Origin of the sequence: Pseudomonas sp. BN417 (assembly GCF_029871205.1) — a bacterium.
In the GTDB taxonomy this organism is placed as follows: domain Bacteria; phylum Pseudomonadota; class Gammaproteobacteria; order Pseudomonadales; family Pseudomonadaceae; genus Metapseudomonas.
The window spans coordinates 1-16,408 of record NZ_SSOJ01000106.1 but is presented as its reverse complement, the minus strand read 5'-3'; the positions used below and the strand labels follow the sequence as shown (position 1 = coordinate 16,408).

General features: G+C 63.0%; 14 protein-coding genes. 13 read left to right on the top strand and 1 reads right to left on the bottom strand.

Annotation, left to right across the window (positions count from 1 at the left end):
* Positions 1 to 8 precede the first annotated feature (8 nt).
* Positions 9 to 2,576 carry a type VI secretion system ATPase TssH gene (gene tssH / locus E8F11_RS12890; RefSeq protein ID WP_280289207.1) on the bottom strand — a complete coding sequence of 856 codons (2,568 nt, stop codon included), beginning with the start codon at positions 2,574 to 2,576 and terminating at the stop codon, positions 9 to 11.
* A gap of 470 nt (positions 2,577 to 3,046) precedes the next feature.
* Here tssH and tssB point away from each other — a divergent pair, with 470 nt between their 5' ends.
* From tssB to tssI, 13 genes are all read left to right on the top strand, one after another.
* Complete coding sequence (tssB, locus tag E8F11_RS12885) at positions 3,047 to 3,547, top strand: type VI secretion system contractile sheath small subunit (RefSeq protein WP_280289206.1); 501 nt, start codon at positions 3,047 to 3,049, stop codon at positions 3,545 to 3,547.
* A gap of 361 nt (positions 3,548 to 3,908) precedes the next feature.
* Entirely contained in the window at positions 3,909 to 5,390 is a 1,482-nt protein-coding gene (gene tssC / locus E8F11_RS12880; RefSeq protein ID WP_280289205.1) for a type VI secretion system contractile sheath large subunit, read from the top strand.
* Positions 5,391 to 5,404: 14 nt separating this feature from the next.
* On the top strand, positions 5,405 to 5,833 hold the full coding sequence (gene tssE, locus E8F11_RS12875; RefSeq protein ID WP_280289204.1) for a type VI secretion system baseplate subunit TssE: 429 nt from the start codon (positions 5,405 to 5,407) through the stop codon (positions 5,831 to 5,833).
* 20 nt (positions 5,834 to 5,853) lie between these two features.
* A complete protein-coding gene (gene tssF / locus E8F11_RS12870) occupies positions 5,854 to 7,620 on the top strand; it encodes a type VI secretion system baseplate subunit TssF (protein ID WP_280289203.1) in 1,767 nt (588 codons plus the stop codon).
* Positions 7,584 to 8,609, top strand: coding sequence for a type VI secretion system baseplate subunit TssG (tssG, locus tag E8F11_RS12865; protein ID WP_280289202.1), 1,026 nt, complete (start codon positions 7,584 to 7,586; stop codon positions 8,607 to 8,609). The genes tssF and tssG overlap by 37 nt, the downstream gene beginning before the upstream one ends.
* Before the next feature lie 35 nt (positions 8,610 to 8,644).
* Positions 8,645 to 9,970, top strand: a complete 1,326-nt coding sequence (gene tagH, locus E8F11_RS12860; protein ID WP_280289201.1) for a type VI secretion system-associated FHA domain protein TagH — start codon at positions 8,645 to 8,647, stop codon at positions 9,968 to 9,970.
* Positions 9,970 to 10,986, top strand: coding sequence for a type VI secretion system lipoprotein TssJ (gene tssJ / locus E8F11_RS12855; protein WP_280289200.1), 1,017 nt, complete (start codon positions 9,970 to 9,972; stop codon positions 10,984 to 10,986). Before tagH ends, tssJ begins: the two co-directional genes overlap by 1 nt.
* Positions 10,983 to 12,320, top strand: coding sequence for a type VI secretion system baseplate subunit TssK (gene tssK, locus E8F11_RS12850; protein WP_280289199.1), 1,338 nt, complete (start codon positions 10,983 to 10,985; stop codon positions 12,318 to 12,320). Before tssJ ends, tssK begins: the two co-directional genes overlap by 4 nt.
* 1 nt (position 12,321) lies before the next feature.
* A complete protein-coding gene (icmH, locus tag E8F11_RS12845; protein WP_280289198.1) occupies positions 12,322 to 13,218 on the top strand; it encodes a type IVB secretion system protein IcmH/DotU in 897 nt (298 codons plus the stop codon).
* A 29-nt stretch (positions 13,219 to 13,247) separates the two neighbouring features.
* A complete protein-coding gene (locus E8F11_RS30180) occupies positions 13,248 to 13,430 on the top strand; it encodes a hypothetical protein (protein ID WP_348529775.1) in 183 nt (60 codons plus the stop codon).
* A gap of 15 nt (positions 13,431 to 13,445) precedes the next feature.
* On the top strand, positions 13,446 to 13,697 hold the full coding sequence (locus E8F11_RS30175; protein WP_348529774.1) for a contractile injection system protein, VgrG/Pvc8 family: 252 nt from the start codon (positions 13,446 to 13,448) through the stop codon (positions 13,695 to 13,697).
* Between the two features lie 247 nt (positions 13,698 to 13,944).
* Complete coding sequence (locus E8F11_RS12835; RefSeq protein WP_280286841.1) at positions 13,945 to 14,463, top strand: Hcp family type VI secretion system effector; 519 nt, start codon at positions 13,945 to 13,947, stop codon at positions 14,461 to 14,463.
* A 95-nt stretch (positions 14,464 to 14,558) separates the two neighbouring features.
* On the top strand, positions 14,559 to 16,408 hold a 1,850-nt coding region (tssI, locus tag E8F11_RS12830; protein WP_280286842.1), incomplete at its 3' end, for a type VI secretion system tip protein TssI/VgrG.

The window sequence follows — 16,408 nt, the reverse complement described above, 5'->3', positions numbered from 1 at the left end:
ATCCCCGATCAGCCGAGCGTTGCCGCGAACGTGCCGTCTGCCCAGCCGACTTCCGCCCGCTGAAACTCGTCCCCTCGAGACAACCGCTGGAGCACTGCCAGCGAGAGAGGGGGGAGCAGCTCGCCGTCGATGCTGGCATCGAGCATACGGGCGCCGTTCTGATGCCGTGAGCAGCGCGTCCGCAGTTCATCGCGCGCTTCCGGTGCCACCACCAGGGTGGCGTTGTAGCGTTGGGAAAACTGCTGTTGCAGCCGCTGCAGGCGGCTGTCGATGATGTCGTTGAGGACGACCTCGTCCAGATAGCGATACGGAACTATCTGCATCCGCGCCAGCAGCGCCGGTTTGAAGAAGCGCATGAGCCGTTGGCGCAGCGTATCCGCATCGAGATCGGTCAGGGAGTTGTCGCTTTCGTCAAAGCCGAGGTTGGACGTCAGGAAGAACAGGACGTTCTGGCAGTCGATGCGCCTGCCTTCGCCGTCTGCCAGTTCACCCTTGTCGAAAGCCTGGTAGAACACGTTCAGGACTTCCGGATGGGCCTTTTCCACCTCGTCCAGCAGCACCACCGAGTAGGGCTGTTTGCGGATGGCCTCGGTCAGCACGCCACCCTCTCCGTAGCCGACATAACCCGGCGGAGCGCCCAGCAGCCGCGAGACGGTGAACTTCTCCTGGTACTCGGACATGTTGATGGTGGTGAGGAACTGTTCGCCGCCGAAGAGCGAATCAGCCACCGCCAGCGCCGTCTCGGTCTTGCCGACGCCGCTCGGGCCGACCAGCAGAAATGCCCCCATCGGTGTACCCGGGCGCCGCAAGTCGGCCAGTGCAGTGAGCAGCCGTCGGTAGACGATATCCAGCGCACCGTCCTGGCCTTTCACGCGATTGCGGAGATTGGCCGGCAGGCTGTCCAGACGCGCCATCTGATCGCTGTTGATAGTCGTGGCGGGTATTCCCGTCCAGTCTGCGATAACTTGGGCGATTTGCTCGGCACCGACATCGGGATGGAGCAGTGCTCCTTTGCGCTGCAGCTCTGCCAATTGACCGAGCTTGTCGGCGAGGACGAGGGAAACCTCCTCACCCTCCTCCCTTCTGCGCAGCGACACGACTTCATCGACCAGCGCCTTCTGCTGCTCCCAGGCTTGGCGCAACTCCTCGATGCTCAGCTCAACGCCATGCCGGGTCGTCGCCAGCGCTTCCAGTCGGCCAGGGGAGACCGTGCGTCCCGCCCGTCCATCGCGTAGCAGCTGGAAAGATTCCGCGTCGATCTGGCTGAGCTTGGTCTCCAGAGCGCACAGCCGCCGCGGCGGCTCTGCCAGTGCGGAAGCCACCCGGGCGCACGCAGTGTCCAGCACGTCGATGGCCTTGTCCGGCAATTGCCGTCCGGAAATGTATCGGCCTGCGAGCGTGGCGGCAGCCTGTAGGGCGTCGTCACCGATGAACACCTGGTGCGAGGCCTCGTAGATGGGGCGCAGCCCGCGCAGGATGTGCACGGCCTGCTCCTGCGTAGGCTCCTCCAGCTTGACGAGCTGGAAACGGCGGGTCAGGGCTGGGTCCTTCTCGAAGTACTTCTTGTACTCTGACCAGGTCGTCGCGGCGATGGTGCGCAATTCGCCGCGCGCCAATGCCGGCTTGAGGAGATTGGCGGCGTCGCTCCCACCGGCGGCGTTGCCGGCACCGATAAGGGTATGGGCTTCGTCGATGAATAGAATGATCGGCCGGGAGGCGCCCTTGACCTCGTCGATGACCGCCTTGAGGCGCTTCTCGAATTCCCCCTTCACCGACGCCCCGGCCTGCAAGGCGCCAAGGTCCAGCCCCCAGAGCTCGACCGCCCGCAACGGTTCGGGAACGCGGCCCTGCACGATGCGCAAAGCCAGCCCCTCGACCACCGCGCTTTTGCCCACACCGGCGTCGCCCACGACGATGGGGTTGTTCTTGCGCCGACGCGAGAGGATATCGACCATCAGATCGATCTCGGCATCGCGGCAAAGTACAGGGTCAATACGACCATCGCGCGCCTGCGCGGTGAAATCATTGCCGAATTTGGCCAGTGCACTGTCGTCACCTGCCGCGTCTCTGCGTCCCGCCGTATCAGCGTCTACCCCTATGGCCTCGGCCGACGCCGACAGCAGGACAGTGAAGCGCTTGCGCAGCGCTTCCCGGTTCACGCCATCGAACAGATGAATAGCTGCCAACGGCAGGTAGCGCGCCGGATTGAGCAAGGTCGCCAGGAAGATCGCGCCGCTCCGGATATGCGGCTGCGCCAGCTCGACCGAACTGAGTAGCCAAGCCTCTTGGAGCACATCGACGAGAAGCGGCGAGAAGGAAGGGTACTGGCTGTGGCCACCGTCGCGGCCGGGGAACGCCGTGGACAGTGCATGCCGCGCAGCATCGACACCGATGCCGGCATCCGCCAGTACGCCACGCACGTCACAACCAGGCTGATCGAGGAAGGCCGTCATTAGATGGGCAACCGTCACCTCCGCACCGCGTTGGCCGATGCACAGGCTTCCTGCTTCCTCCACTGCATTTCGGCAGAAGGGGCTAAGGCGTTCGAATAGTGCCGCTAGATCAACCGTGATCATGTGTTGAAACTCACTTCAAGGTAGAAGACTTCCCTGTTTCAGGACAGCTCATTCATATAAGCCGTGAACTCACCGAAATAGAGCTTTGTGTTCTGCGTAAACACCGAATCTCACGTTTGCACGCGCAATGACCTTGAAAGAGAACACGCGCGGATATCGCTCGTATATGAGAATTTTCCGAAAAGAGTGACGGCAGACATCAACTAAGACGCATCTCGACGAACAGGATATTTCTCGTGGGCGATTGAGAAAATTCTTATTCCTTTGGGGCTTGCCCATGCTCTAGCCTCGGCCTTTGTTGCAGGCGCACACGCACTCCATGGAGCGCCATGGAGCCCCAAGGGTGTGTGTTTCAAGCACGTCGCGGCACGCTTTTCTGTCCATCTGCAAGGTCGCAGCCTGGCTCTACTCTCAAGCAAAGCAGCTTCAATGGACACCAACTCACAATCGACAAATCGAAGGAGTGGCTAATGGCAAAGAAAGGATCAGTTGCCCCCAAGGAACGCATCAACATTACTTACGTTCCAGCAACGGGTGGCGAGCAAGAGGAAGTCGAACTTCCCCTTAAGTTGCTGGTAACGGGAGACTTCAAGGGGCATGAGGAAGACATCGCGCTCGAAGATCGAGTGCCCGTACAGGTCAACAAGGACAACTTCAACAATGTGCTCGCCGAGAGCGGCATCGGGTTGAAGATGGATGTCCCCAACCGACTGACGGAGGGCGCCGAAGACACCCTGCATGTCGACCTCAAATTCCGCTCCATCGACGACTTCAACCCAACCTCTGTCGCTCGTCAGATCCCCGAGTTGAACAAACTGCTTGAGCTTCGAGAGGCACTGGTCGCCTTGAAAGGACCGCTGGGAAATATCCCCGCGTTTCGCAAGCAGTTGCAAGGGCTGCTGAGCGACGACAAAGCGCGCAACCAGCTGGCCAAGGAATTGGATCAGATGCTGGGCTCAAACAACAGCTGACGCGAGCCCACCGACTCTCCCCACCCAAGGTTGCAAGGGATATGGCCATCACCAATGAGCGACACATGCCGGAAACGGTAGCTGGGGCGGGGATGGCGTGCGCCCACGCGCATCCGCACGCCTGGCTAGACGCCACCCCTCATTGGTGGCCATGCGAGACCGGTAGTCACTTCAGCAAAAGGGCTTCGAGCTCAGTTCCATATCCGGACTCGACTTGCCAGGGGCCATCGGCCCCACGGCAGGTGACTCCAACTTCTATTGAGTCGGAACCCGGGAGCTGCGCGACCTCGCGCCCCTATGGCGAAGCCGCTAGGCGATCCAGCAACCATTCCCATCAATTCAGGTTTCAAAGGACATGACCATGTCAAAGGCGCAAACTGCCGCTGCCGAAAAGCAAGAATCCCAACCGCAAGGTGGCCTGCTGGCCCAGATCATGGCGCAAACGCGCCTTGAGCCCAGTCAGGAAGGCTATGCAATCGCCGAGCGCGGTGTAGCCGTCTTTATCTCCGAGATACTCAAGTCCAGCGATCGCAAACAGCCGATCAACAAGCAACTGGTTGACCAGATGCTGACGAAGCTGGACGCGCTGCTTTCCAAACAGGTTGATGACGTCCTGCACCAACCGGCCTTCCAGGAACTGGAATCGGCTTGGCGCGGCCTCAAGGTACTCGTTGAGCGCACCAATTTCCGCGAAAACATCACCATGTACATGCTGCATGTCACCAAGCGCGAGTTGCTGGATGACTTTGACAGCGCAAGCGATATCACCCGCAGCGGTCTTTACAAGCACGTCTACACCTCCGGCTACGGCCAGTTCGGCGGCGAGCCGGTGGGTTGCATCGTCAGCAACTACACCTTCGGACCTTCGGCTCCGGACATCAAATTGCTTGGATATGTTGCCTCGGTGGGTGCCATGGCTCACGCCCCCTTCCTGGGCGCGGCCGGCCCTGAAATGCTCAACGTGGACTCTTTCCAGGAGCTGCCGAACCTCAAGGAAATCAAGGATATCTTCGAAGGCCCGCGCTTTACCAAATGGCGCGGCCTGCGTGAGTCTGAGGATGCCCGCTACCTGGGGCTGACCATGCCGCGCTTCCTGTTGCGTCAGCCCTACGACCCGTTGGACAACCCTGTTCGCGGCTTCGACTATCGCGAAACCATCGACGGCAATCACGACAACTACTTGTGGGGAAACACCTCGTTCCTGCTGGCGAGCCGCATCACCGACAGCTTTGCGCAATTCCGCTGGTGCCCGAACATTATCGGCCCGCAGTCGGGTGGCGCGGTCGACGATCTTCCGGTCCACCTGTACGAGTCGCTTGGTCAGCTGCAGGCCAAGATTCCCACCGAGGTGCTCGTCTCCGACCGTAGGGAATTCGAGCTGTCCAGTGAGGGCTTCATTCCGCTGACCATGCGAAAGGACAGTGACAATGCCGCCTTCTTCTCCGCCAACTCCGTGCAGCGCCCCAAGGTCTTCGCGAACACGGTGGAAGGCAAAGCCGCGCAGACCAACTACATGCTCGGCACACAGCTGCCCTACATGATGATTGTCAACCGGCTGGCCCACTACCTCAAGGTGCTGCAACGCGAGCAGATCGGCAGCTGGAAGGAGCGCCAGGACCTGGAGCGCGAGCTCAACAACTGGATACGCCAATACATCGCAGACCAGGAAAGCCCGTCGTCCGATGTGCGCAGCCGCCGTCCGCTGCGAGCCGCCAAGGTCACCGTGCAGGATGTCGCCGGCAACCCCGGTTGGTACCAGGTCTCGTTGTCGGTCCGCCCGCACTTCAAGTACATGGGCGCCAACTTCGAGCTGTCGCTGGTCGGTCGGCTGGACAAGGAATGACAAGGAGCTGAGTCATGCCTCGGTCGCCGGGACAAGGAAGCCTGTTTGAGCGGCTCGACCCCAACCTGCCGCCGCGGCGCGCCCGCACGCGGCAGGACCTGGCGACCGAGCGCATTCGGGCCATCAAGAACCATTTGGAGCTACTGCTCAATACCCGACAGGGCGGCTCGCAGAGCTGCCCTGGACTGGGTCTGCCGGACATGAACGATGCCGGGGCAGGCCAGATGGATCTGCGAAACCAGATCTGCCTGGAAATCAGGGAGGTGGTGGCCACCTACGAACCACGGGTTCGGGTTGTGGATGTTCACCCCCTCGCCACCAACGAACAGCCACTTGGCCTGCAATTCCGCCTGCACTGTCTGGTGCCCGTCAAGGACTCCTCGGAGCAAGTGGAGATAGACCTGTTGGTGCACCACCGACAACAGCGGATCAACGTGATGTGATGGATTACCGAGGAGGCTAGATGCCACTGAAGGGGAAGTTCCGGGAAGAACTGGATTACATGCGCCGACTCGGGCGTGTGTTCGCGCGTAGTAATCCGCAGTTGGCGAGATTCCTCGGTGAGGAAGCGACTGACCCGGACGTGGAGCGCCTGCTGGAAGGTTTTGCCTTCCTGACGGCCAAGCTTCGCTTGAAGATTGAGGATGACCTCCCGGAGCTGACACATCCGCTGCTGCAATTGCTGTGGCCCAACTACCTGCGGCCACTGCCCAGCGCGACCATCATGCAGTTCCCGCCCGTGGACCGGGCCATCACCACGCGCCAACAGATATCCATGGGCATGCGGATACGCTCGCGCAGCGTTGACGGCGTTGAGTGCGAGTATCGGACCTGCTCGGATGTTGCCATCTACCCGCTGCAGATAGACGGCGTCAGCGACGCACATACCTTGGAGAAGTCAACGGTGCGGGTGGACCTTGCCACCCTGAGCAAGAATCCGCCAAGCACCTACGACTGCGAACGGCTGGACTTCTACTTGAGCGGCAGTGACTACAACGCCATGACGCTCTACCTGTGGTTGTCCAAGTACCTGGGTGATGTTCGCTTGGAATGCGATGGCGTGGTCCGGCACATTCCCGCCAGCCAGATAGTCTTCCCCGGCTTCAGCCCGGACGAGGCGTTGCTTCCCTACCCGAAGAACGCCCTGGATGGATATCGCATCCTCCAGGAGTACTTTCTCTTTCCGCGGAGATACTTCTTTTTCGGCCTGACCGGACTGCGCTCCCTCTGGCCGAGCCATAGCACGGAGCGTATCCGGCTGGAGTTCAACTTCACTCGCCCGATGCCCGACGACGTGCGCATCCATTCGGGCGACCTGGCGCTGTACTGCGCCCCGGCGGTGAACCTGTTCGAGCATGAGGCCGAGCCGGTGCGACTGACCGGCAAGACAGTGGACCACCGCCTGCGCCCGGCGGGCCAGCGCCCAGAGGCATTCGAGATTTTCAGCATCGACCACGTCGACGGCTGGAAAAGCGAGTCCGCCGGCCAGCCCGGCGAATGGCTGCGCACCTACCAGCCTTTCGAGTCGCTGCGCCACCAGATCGACTACGAACAGGGCCATGCCACGCTCTACTACCGTACCCGCATCGACCAATCGCTGGAGAGCCCGGGCGTAGAACACCGGGTGTCCTTCGTGCGCAGCGACGAACAGCGCTACATCGGCCGGGACGAGACCGTCTCCTTCTCGCTGACCTGCACCAACCGTGACCTGCCATTGTCGCTGGCTGTGGGCGACATCTGCGAACGCACACAGGACATGCCGAAATTCGTGTCTTGCCGCAACCTGACCACGCCTACGCCCTCCTACCGGCCAGTTCTGGAGGGCGACCTGCAATGGACCCTCATATCCAACTTGTCGCCTACCTACCTGTCCCTGCTTTCCGCCGATCCATTGAAGGCGGTCATTCGAGCCTACGACTTCGCTGCCCATCATGACATCCAGCGTGCACGTGCAACGCAGATGCGCCTGGATGGCCTGCTGGAAGTGGAGACCGCGCCGGTTGATCGCATGTTCAAGGCGTTGCCCATCCGGGGCGTGCGCAGCGTGGTCAAGCTCGACCAGGATGGCTTTTCCTGCGAAGGCGACCTCTACCTGTTCGGTACGGTGCTGAGCCACTTTCTTTCCGTCTACGCCAGCATCTCATCGTTTCATGTGCTGGAAGCCATCAACGTCAAGAATCAGGAGCACTACGCATGGCCGATGCGCAGCGGAACGCAGCCCCTGATTTGAGTGCCATTCTCCTCGACGAAGCCAAGGGCCACGACTTCTTTGTACTGCTCGAGCGCCTTCACGGGCTGCACGGCGACGACTTGGAGTCCGACGACGCCTTTGCCGCCGAGGGGCAGCGCATCCGCCTGACCAACTACGCCGGGATGGGCTTTCCCGCCTCCGACGTGTCGTTGGCGCAGCGCCTCGAAGACAGCCACCCGCACCAGTACCTGGTGCAAGCGACCTTCTTCGGCATGCACGGGCCCGACTCGCCACTGCCGGACTACTACGTGGAGCGACTTGCCTACGAGGCCGGTCAGGGCGAGGGCATCCGGCCCGCATTTTTCGACGTCTTCAACCACAGATTGCTGACCCTGCTGCACCAGGCTTGGCGCAAGTATCGGCACTACATACGCTTTCGCCCCGGCGCGAGCGACCGCCTATCGCAACGGCTGTTTGCGCTGGTTGGGCTGAAGGACGACGCCATCCGAGGCGCCACGCCCATTGCCTGGAGCCGGCTGCTCAGTTTTGCCGGTGCGGTAGTCCACCGCAGCCGCTCGCCCGCGATGGTCGCGGGGCTCGTCGCGCACTGCTTTGGTCTTGAGGACGTCGCCATCCGCGACTTCGAACTGCGCTACACCGACATCGCGCCGAGCGATCGCACACAACTGGGCTGTCTCAATGGCCAGTTGGGCGACAGCTTCCGTGTCGGCGACAGCGTCAGGACGCGCCACTGCAAGTTCACCATCGTCATCACCAACCTTTCCGAAGCGCGATTTCGCCAGTTTCTTCCTCAGGGCGAGAACTTCGAGCGACTGCGCATGCTGGTTGCCTATCTCCTGCGCGACCAGACCCCTTGCGATCTTGAACTGGGACTGCGCGAGAACGAAGTCCCGCCCTTCAATCTCGGGCAGGCCGACGGCTCCGGCTCACAGTTGGGATGGACCAGCTTTCTGGAGCAACCCGAACTGCGCAGGCCTCCCCGGGTTCGACTCACGGTACGCACATGAATACAAGTACTCCAGACATTCGCCTGTCCCTGGTTGTGGAAAACCCCCAGGCGCTGCAGCAAGGCAGCAAACCGCGGCACAGCTTCGACACGGGCGGCGGAACCATCGGTTCGCACGGTGCCCATTGGGAATTGCATGATCGCAGGGGAAGGGTACAGGCCAGCCATTGCGAGATTCGCTATGAGGACGGCGGCTACCTCGTCATCGACCGGTGTGGCGATACCCGCGTAAACGACCAGACTCGGCCGCTGGGCCTCAACGCCAGCGCAAGGCTGCGCAATGCGGACACGCTGCATGTCGGTCCGTACCGCATCTCCGCTCGACTGGATGACGAACACCACCATTTGCCCGATCCGCACCGCACCCTCGCCGAGCACGACGTGGGCGAAATTCTCCACCTGTCCGAGGACTACCTGGATGGACTGCCAACCGTCGTGCCCGAGGATTCGAGGGGCAGCACCCAACAGCCGCCCGGATGGGCCGAGTTCCAGGCGCTGGCCGAGCCACCGCCGCCGCAAGGCCAGCTCGACCCACTGAAAGCGTTGGACTCCACCCTTGGCGCACCCACGCAATGGGACGCTGCCGCCGCCAGCCTCGACCCACATCACTACGGGCACACGCCGCTGGCCGCCCAGGCGGATGTTTCCACCACCCAGCTTGAAGCCATCTACGGCTCGCCCATGCACGCCCCAGGAGAATCCCACATGTTGGAACAGGACACCCAGACTCCGGCCGCCAGGGAATGGCTGCAGGGGCAGCTTGCCAATGGCAATGACCCGACGGGCATGGTCGCTCCTTTCGTAGAGGGAATCGACGCCCCGATTGGAGCCATGGATGGGCAAGAAGCCTATGCGCTGCTGCATGAAGCAGGCCGTACGTTGGGCGCGCTGATTCGCGGCTTGTCCGCCTTGAATGCCAGCCAGGCCGGCCAGCAGCAGAGAATTTCCCTGGCCGGACGGACCTTGCAACCCATCGAAGACAACCCCTTGCGCCTCGGCCAGAGCTACCCGGATACCGTGCGTGCGCTGTTCTCCGCGGAGCGCAGCGTCGTGCACCTGTCGCCAGCCGCGGCAGTGGAGGAGTCGCTGGAACAACTCCAACGGCAGCAGGTTGCCATACAAAAGGCCATTACGGCGGGCCTCGGCGCTCTGTTGCAAGCCTTCTCCCCCGAACAACTGCAACAGCGGTTCCAACGCTATCGCAGCGTGCAATCGGGACAGGCGCACTCGGATGACTGGGCCTGGCGCATGTACGGGCACTACTACACCGAATTGACCTCTGGCCGGCAGCAAGGCTTCGAGAAACTGTTCTGGGAAGTCTTCGAGCAAGTCTTCGACCAGGCATTGCGCACGGAGGCGTAATGAAACAAGCCATCGTGCTCCTGCTCGCCGCAAGCCTTGCCGGATGCAGCACAGTGGGCAACGTCTTCAAGAAGACCGGGCAGATACTGATGGACCCCTCCATCCAGGTAGGCGCCGCCGAGGACCAGCCCACGCAGGTCGCCCTGAGCCTGTACGCCAGCCCCGACGTCAACCCGAACCCGGTCAGCTGCCCGACAGCAGCGCCCCTCGAGGACGTCGAGGCTCCTTCCCTGGAACTGGAGGAGGATGGCCCGTTCGCGGTCAGCCTGCGCAGCGCGAACAAGGGCGAGCTCATCGAGCACCTGCGGGCGTTGCTCGGGCACCTCCAGGAAGAGCCGGCACGCTCACCCCACTCACGGGTTACCCAGGAAAAGACATCGATTCCCGGGCTGGCGGTCGGCGAACAATACCCGCCCTTCACCCTGGGCAAGACACTCCCCGAGACACTGTTCACCAGCACCGCGACGTCACGCGGGCCGTACCCGGCGCACTGGTTGCTGAGGCGGCAACCCCTGTCAGGCGCTGACGCGGATCCAGGGACTCAATCCCTGCAGGCCCAGGACCTCGGCCAGTACAGCCGCACCGTAGGCATCGTCCCTGTCGCTGACGAGGTGCGCGCGACGCCGAGCGCCGCAACCCCGATCGCCTTCCGTGTACTGCAGCTCAAGGACGACTCGATGCTCAAGAACGTCGACCCCGTGTTGCTGCGCCAGGACGCCAAGAAGGCGTTGGGAAGCACCTTCCTGGCCGCGGACGACTACACCCTGGCGCCGGGGCAGTTCAAGTTCATCGAGTACAGCGCCATCGACGAAAAGACCCGCTACATCGCCGTGGTGGCGGACTTTCACGACCCCAATGCCGAGCGCTGGCATGACGTATTCCGGATTGAGCCACGCGGACGCAAGTACCCCTTGATGGTGATGCTGCAGAGCACACGCGTGGCCATCACCGATGAAAGCTACCGGCCTGCGCAGGGCGATGTCTGCGCGGCCCCTCACGCAAGGACCCACCCATGACCACCCGCAATCCCGTTGTCTGGGGCGAGGGCCTGTTCGTCAAGCCCCAGCACTTCCAGCAAACCGCTCGCTACCTGGAGCACTACATCAACGCGCGCCAGGGAAGCCGGTACGGGTACGGCTTCTCCGAGCTGGAGCTGAACCAGGAATTCCTCGCCTTCGGCAAGATTGCCATCGTCCGTGCCAGGGGCATCATGCCCGATGGCACGCTGTTCGATATTCCCCATGACCAACCGCCGCCAGACCCGCTCGCCATTACCGCCGCCGGCGCGGCCAACCAGACGGTCTACCTCACCCTGCCGCTGCGCTCGGACGGCACTGCCCAGGTACGCTGGCCGGATACCTACGGCAACACCCGCTACGTCCTGCGTACCGAGGAAGTCCGCGACACCCACAGCCACCAGGGCAACCACGTTCCGCTGGACCTCGCCGTGCCCAACCTGCAACTGGCACTGGAGCGCGACGACCGCAGCGCCTTCACCGGACTGGCCCTGGGCCGCATCCTCGACCTGCGGCCGGATGGCAGCCTCACAATGGATACCGGGTTCTACATCACCGGCCTGCACCTCAATGCCATCCGTCCGCTGGCGCATTTCATGGAAGAAATCTCCTCGCTGATGCAGGAGCGCACCAAGAGCATCGCCCAACGCATCGGCTCGCCTGGTCAGTCCGGCGTGGCCGACGTCACCGACTTCAACCTACTGCAGGCCCTCAACCGCTGGCTGCACCTGTTCCGCCACATGGCCCGCGATCCAGACGTGCGACCGGTCGAGGCCTATCTGGCCTGCGGCCAGGCGTGCGGCGAACTGGCCACCTGCATCGACGAGGGCCGCCTGGCGCCCGAGTTCCCGGCCTACCAGCACGACAATCCCAAGGGTTCCTTCCAGATGCTGGAAGACTACCTGCGCCAGCTGCTCAGCACCGTGCTGCAGCCGCGCGCCGTCTCGCTGCCCCTGGTCAAGCAGGCGCACGGCATTGTCACCGCGCAGGTCAACGACGCGAGCCTGATGCAGAGCGCGGAATTCATCCTCGCCGTGCGGGCGCGCATGCCGTTGGAACAGATGCGCCAGTTGTTCCAGCAGCAGGCCAAGGTGTGCTCACAGCAGACACTGATGGATCTCATTCGCCTGCAACTGCCCGGCATACCGCTCAGCCCGCTGCCCGTGGCGCCGAGGCACCTGCCATTCCATGCCGGCTTCACATACTTCCAGCTCGATCGCACCTCGGTCGCCTGGCACAAGCTGATGCCAAAGGGCGCCAACTGCTTCGGCTTCCACATCAGTGGCGAGTTCCCGGAGCTGGAAATGCAATTCTGGGCCATTCGGAGCCAATGACATGACCACCACCATCGAAATCGGCAACGACCGGGTCAACCGCCCCTCACAGGAACCCGACGCACAGCAAGGGCAGTCACCCATGCCCACCACCCGGCCACAGGATGACTTCCTGCGCACCGCGCCGATGGCGGACATCCGCGACAAGGGCAGCATGCTCTACGACTCGGTGTTCCGCATCGACCAGGACGACGACCTGCAATTCCAGTTGCGCGGCCACAGCCTCAACCCCTTGGTGGACGCTGCCCAGCCCCTGCTGGGGCTGGTGATACGCCTGCGTCGCCTCGACAAATGCGACGACATTCCCAAGCTCTACGCCAACGTGCGCGACCAGATAACCGCGCTGTCCGAAGAAGTCCGCCAACTGGGCTATGACGGTGCCACGCAGCTGGCCTACCGCTACGCGCTGTGCGCCTACATCGACGAGGCCGTCATGGCCACCGCCTGGGGCCGGGCATCGCTGTGGCGGGAGCGCTCCCTGCTCAGCTACCACCACAACGAAACCTGGGGCGGCGAGAAATTCTTCACCGTCCTGGCGCGCATGCAGATGGACCCGGCTCGCTACCGCGACGTGCTGGAGTTCAAGTACCTGTGCCTGTGCCTGGGCTTCCAGGGCAAGTACGGCCAGCAGCACAACCATAAAGACACTCTCAACGACATCATTGGAAAGCTGCACAAGATTCTCCGTACACAACGCGGCGATGCGCCGGAACGCCTGACCGACGCGCCCGACAACGTCGCCTCCCGCCGCTACCGCCTGGCGCGCCAATGGCCCCTGTGGACGCCTTGGGCCATCGCCGGGGTCGTACTGATAGGCGCCTACCTCTACTTCTCCATGAGCCTGGGTAGCACCACCGACCAGGTTCTGCAGTCCCTCGAAAGCATCCTCAAGCCTTGAGCGGCGGAAACAGTAGGGAGAGATAGATCATGGCCGTCCAATCCGATTTGCGCTTTACCTTCCTCGCCGGCAGCGACGACTTCGACATGGTCGAGTTCCATCTGGTCGAAGGCCTGTCCGAGACCTTCAAGCTGGACGTGGAGCTGAGCTGCGCCAACCCGGCCGTCGGCTTCGCCCAGGTGCTCGACGGCCCCGGGCTGCTCACCATCTAGCAGGGCGGCCAGCCGGTGCGCTTCGTCCACGGCACCGTCTCGGCCTTCGTCCAAGGCGATACCGGCTTTCGCCGCACCCGCTACCGCGCCATCGTGGAGCCGCGTCTGGCCCGCCTGCAGCTGGCCTCGGACTGGCGCATCTTCCAGACCCTCTCCGTGCCCGACATCCTCCCGGCGGCGCGACCAGGCCTCCATATCGAAGCCAGGAGGCGCATCGGGCCAGAAATGGCTCGCCGGGCCAGAAATGGCCCGATTTTTTCTATATAAAAATCAATTACTTACGATTAATCGGGCCAACAGTGGCTCGAAAACCCTTGAAAAAAAGCGTTTTTCAGCGAATCGGCTTCCGAGGGCGCGGCTTCCAACTCACGTAGAAAGCCACTAACTCATTGTTATTAAAGAGGAATGTAGAAATCAGAAAGCAGCTGGCACGGCGATTGCGATACCCCCCTTGTCATCACCGATGGCGCGCGGCCCTCAGGGCCTTCACCTCAACGATACAAGGAAGCAGCCAATGCCAACTCCCGCCTATATCAGCATCCAGGGCAAGACCCAGGGCAACATCACCCAGGGCGCCTTCACTGCCGACTCCGTGGGCAACGTCTACCAGGAAGGCCATGAGGACCAGATCCTGGTCCAGGAAATCGAGCACCTGATCGCCACCCCGACCGACCCGCAGAGCGGCCAGCCTTCCGGCCAGCGCGTGCACAAGCCCTTTATCTTCACCGCGCCGCTGAACAAGGCCACCCCGCTGCTGTATCAAGCCCTGGCCTCTGGCGAAATGCTTCCGGAAGTGGAAGTGAAGTGGTACCGCACCTCCACCGAGGGCAAGCAGGAGCACTTCTTCACCACCAAGCTCGAAGACGCCACCGTCGTCAACATCAACACCGTCCTGCCGCACGCGCAGGACCCGAGCAAGGCTGCGTATACCCAACTGGTCAAGGTCGCCATGGCCTACCGCAAGATCACCTGGACCCATGCCATCGCCGGCACCGAAGCCTCTGACGACTGGCGCAAGCCCCAGGAAGCCTAACCCCCAGGCATATCCGGCAACCGGCGCTACGCGCGCCGGTTGCTCCCTCTTGCACAAGGAGCACTGGGCCGGCAGCGGTCCGGCAAGGATTTCCCATGGCCGTTCAATCCGATTTGCGCTTCACCTTCCTCGCCGGCAGCGACGACTTCGAGGTGGTCGAGTTCCACCTCAACGAAGGCCTGTCCGAGACCTTCAAGCTGGACGTCGACCTGAGCTGCGCCAACCCGGCCGTCGACTTCGGCCAGGTGCTCGACGGCCCCGGGCTGCTCACCATCTGGCAGGGCGGCCAGCCGGTGCGCTTCGTCCACGGCACCGTCTCGGCCTTCGTCCAAGGTGATACCGGCTTTCGCCGCACCCGCTACCGCGCCACCGTGGAGCCGCGTCTGACCCGCCTGCAGCTGGCCTCGGACTGGCGCATCTTCCAGACCCTCTCTGTGCCCGACATCGCCCAGGCCGTGCTCAAGAAGCACAGCATCACCCTGGACTACGAGCAGAAGGTCACCAACCCCCACGAACCGCGCGAGTACTGCGTGCAGGCCGGCGACACCGACTACCACTTCGTCGAACGCATCATGCGCGAGGAAGGGTTCTTCTACGGCTTCCAGCACAGCGCCGAGGGCCACCGCCTCATCCACTGCGACCGCCTGTGGATATTCGGCAAGCAGGCGGGCCTGCCGGTGGAGTACAACCCCATGGCCGGCGGCGACCGCCCACGCCCGGCGCTGCGCAGCTTCGCCTACAGCGAGAACGTGCGCACCGCGCGCCAGACCCAACGCGACTACGACTTCAAGAACCCGCGCTACCACCAGCAGACCAAGCGCGATGGCGACTACCTGGTGCACCAGGCGCGCGGCTATGAGCGCTACGACTACCCCGGGCGCTACAAGAGCGCGGCGGGCGAGGGCTTCACCCAGGACCGCCTGCGCGGCCACCGCGGCGATGTGCGCCAAGCCACCGTCGAGGGCGACGACGCGCGCCTGGTGCCGGGCATCGCCTTCGACCTCATCGGCCACCCACGTGCGGACATGAACCGCGGCTGGCGCCCGGTGCGCATCGAGCACCATGGCAGGCAGTACACCAGCCAGGCCGAGGAAAGCGCCGACGCCGCCCAGGGCACGCACTACAGCAGCACCGCCACCCTGGTGCCGGACGATGCCGAGTGGCGCGCCGAGCCGCTGTCCAAGCCGCGCATCGACGGCCCGCAGCAGGCCACCGTGGTCGGCCCACCGGGCGAGGAAATCTACTGCGACGAGTACGGCCGGGTGAAGGTGCAGTTCCCGTGGGACCGCGAAGGCAGGAACGACGAGCACAGCTCCTGCTGGATACGGGTGTCGCAGAACTGGGCGGGCGCGCTCTGGGGCCACATGGCCATCCCGCGCATCGGCCAGGAGGTCATCGTCAGCAACTTCGATGGGGACCCGGACCAGCCCGTCATCACGGGCCGGACCTACAACGCCCTGCAGTTGCCGCCCTACGAGCTGCCGGCCAACAAGACGCGCATGAGCATCAAGAGCCAGACCCACAAGGGCGATGGCTTCAATGAAATCCGCTACGAGGACGAGGCCGGGCAGGAAGAGGTCTTCATCCACGCCCAGAAGGACCAGAACAACATCGTCAACAACGACGAGACCACCTTCGTCGGCCATGACCGTAGCGAGCGCGTGGACAACGACGAGACCGTCTCCATCGGCCACGACCGCAAGGAGGATGTCGGCAACGACGAAACCATCTCCATCGGCCGGCACCGCAAGGAAGACGTGGGCAAGAACGAGACCATCGAGATCGGCCGCAACCGCCGCGTCACCATCGGCGGCCACAAGACCGAAACCGTCGCCAAGACCAAGATCGAAACCATCGGCATGGCCAAGTTCCTCAGCATCGGCGCGGCCTACCAGACCAGCGTCGGCGCAGCCATGAACACCTCCGTGGGCCTGAGCCAGTCCGA

Excerpts from the sequence above, each read along its gene's own strand:
- tssH (WP_280289207.1), bottom strand. The coding sequence starts at position 2,576 with ATGATCACGGTTGATCTAGCGGCACTATTCGAACGCCTTAGCCCCTTC.
- tssB (WP_280289206.1), top strand. The coding sequence starts at position 3,047 with ATGGCAAAGAAAGGATCAGTTGCCCCCAAGGAACGCATCAACATTACT.
- tssC (WP_280289205.1), top strand. The coding sequence starts at position 3,909 with ATGTCAAAGGCGCAAACTGCCGCTGCCGAAAAGCAAGAATCCCAACCG.
- tssE (WP_280289204.1), top strand. The coding sequence starts at position 5,405 with ATGCCTCGGTCGCCGGGACAAGGAAGCCTGTTTGAGCGGCTCGACCCC.
- tssF (WP_280289203.1), top strand. The coding sequence starts at position 5,854 with ATGCCACTGAAGGGGAAGTTCCGGGAAGAACTGGATTACATGCGCCGA.
- tssG (WP_280289202.1), top strand. The coding sequence starts at position 7,584 with ATGGCCGATGCGCAGCGGAACGCAGCCCCTGATTTGAGTGCCATTCTC.
- tssJ (WP_280289200.1), top strand. The coding sequence starts at position 9,970 with ATGAAACAAGCCATCGTGCTCCTGCTCGCCGCAAGCCTTGCCGGATGC.
- tssK (WP_280289199.1), top strand. The coding sequence starts at position 10,983 with ATGACCACCCGCAATCCCGTTGTCTGGGGCGAGGGCCTGTTCGTCAAG.
- icmH (WP_280289198.1), top strand. The coding sequence starts at position 12,322 with ATGACCACCACCATCGAAATCGGCAACGACCGGGTCAACCGCCCCTCA.
- E8F11_RS30180 (WP_348529775.1), top strand. The coding sequence starts at position 13,248 with ATGGCCGTCCAATCCGATTTGCGCTTTACCTTCCTCGCCGGCAGCGAC.
- E8F11_RS12835 (WP_280286841.1), top strand. The coding sequence starts at position 13,945 with ATGCCAACTCCCGCCTATATCAGCATCCAGGGCAAGACCCAGGGCAAC.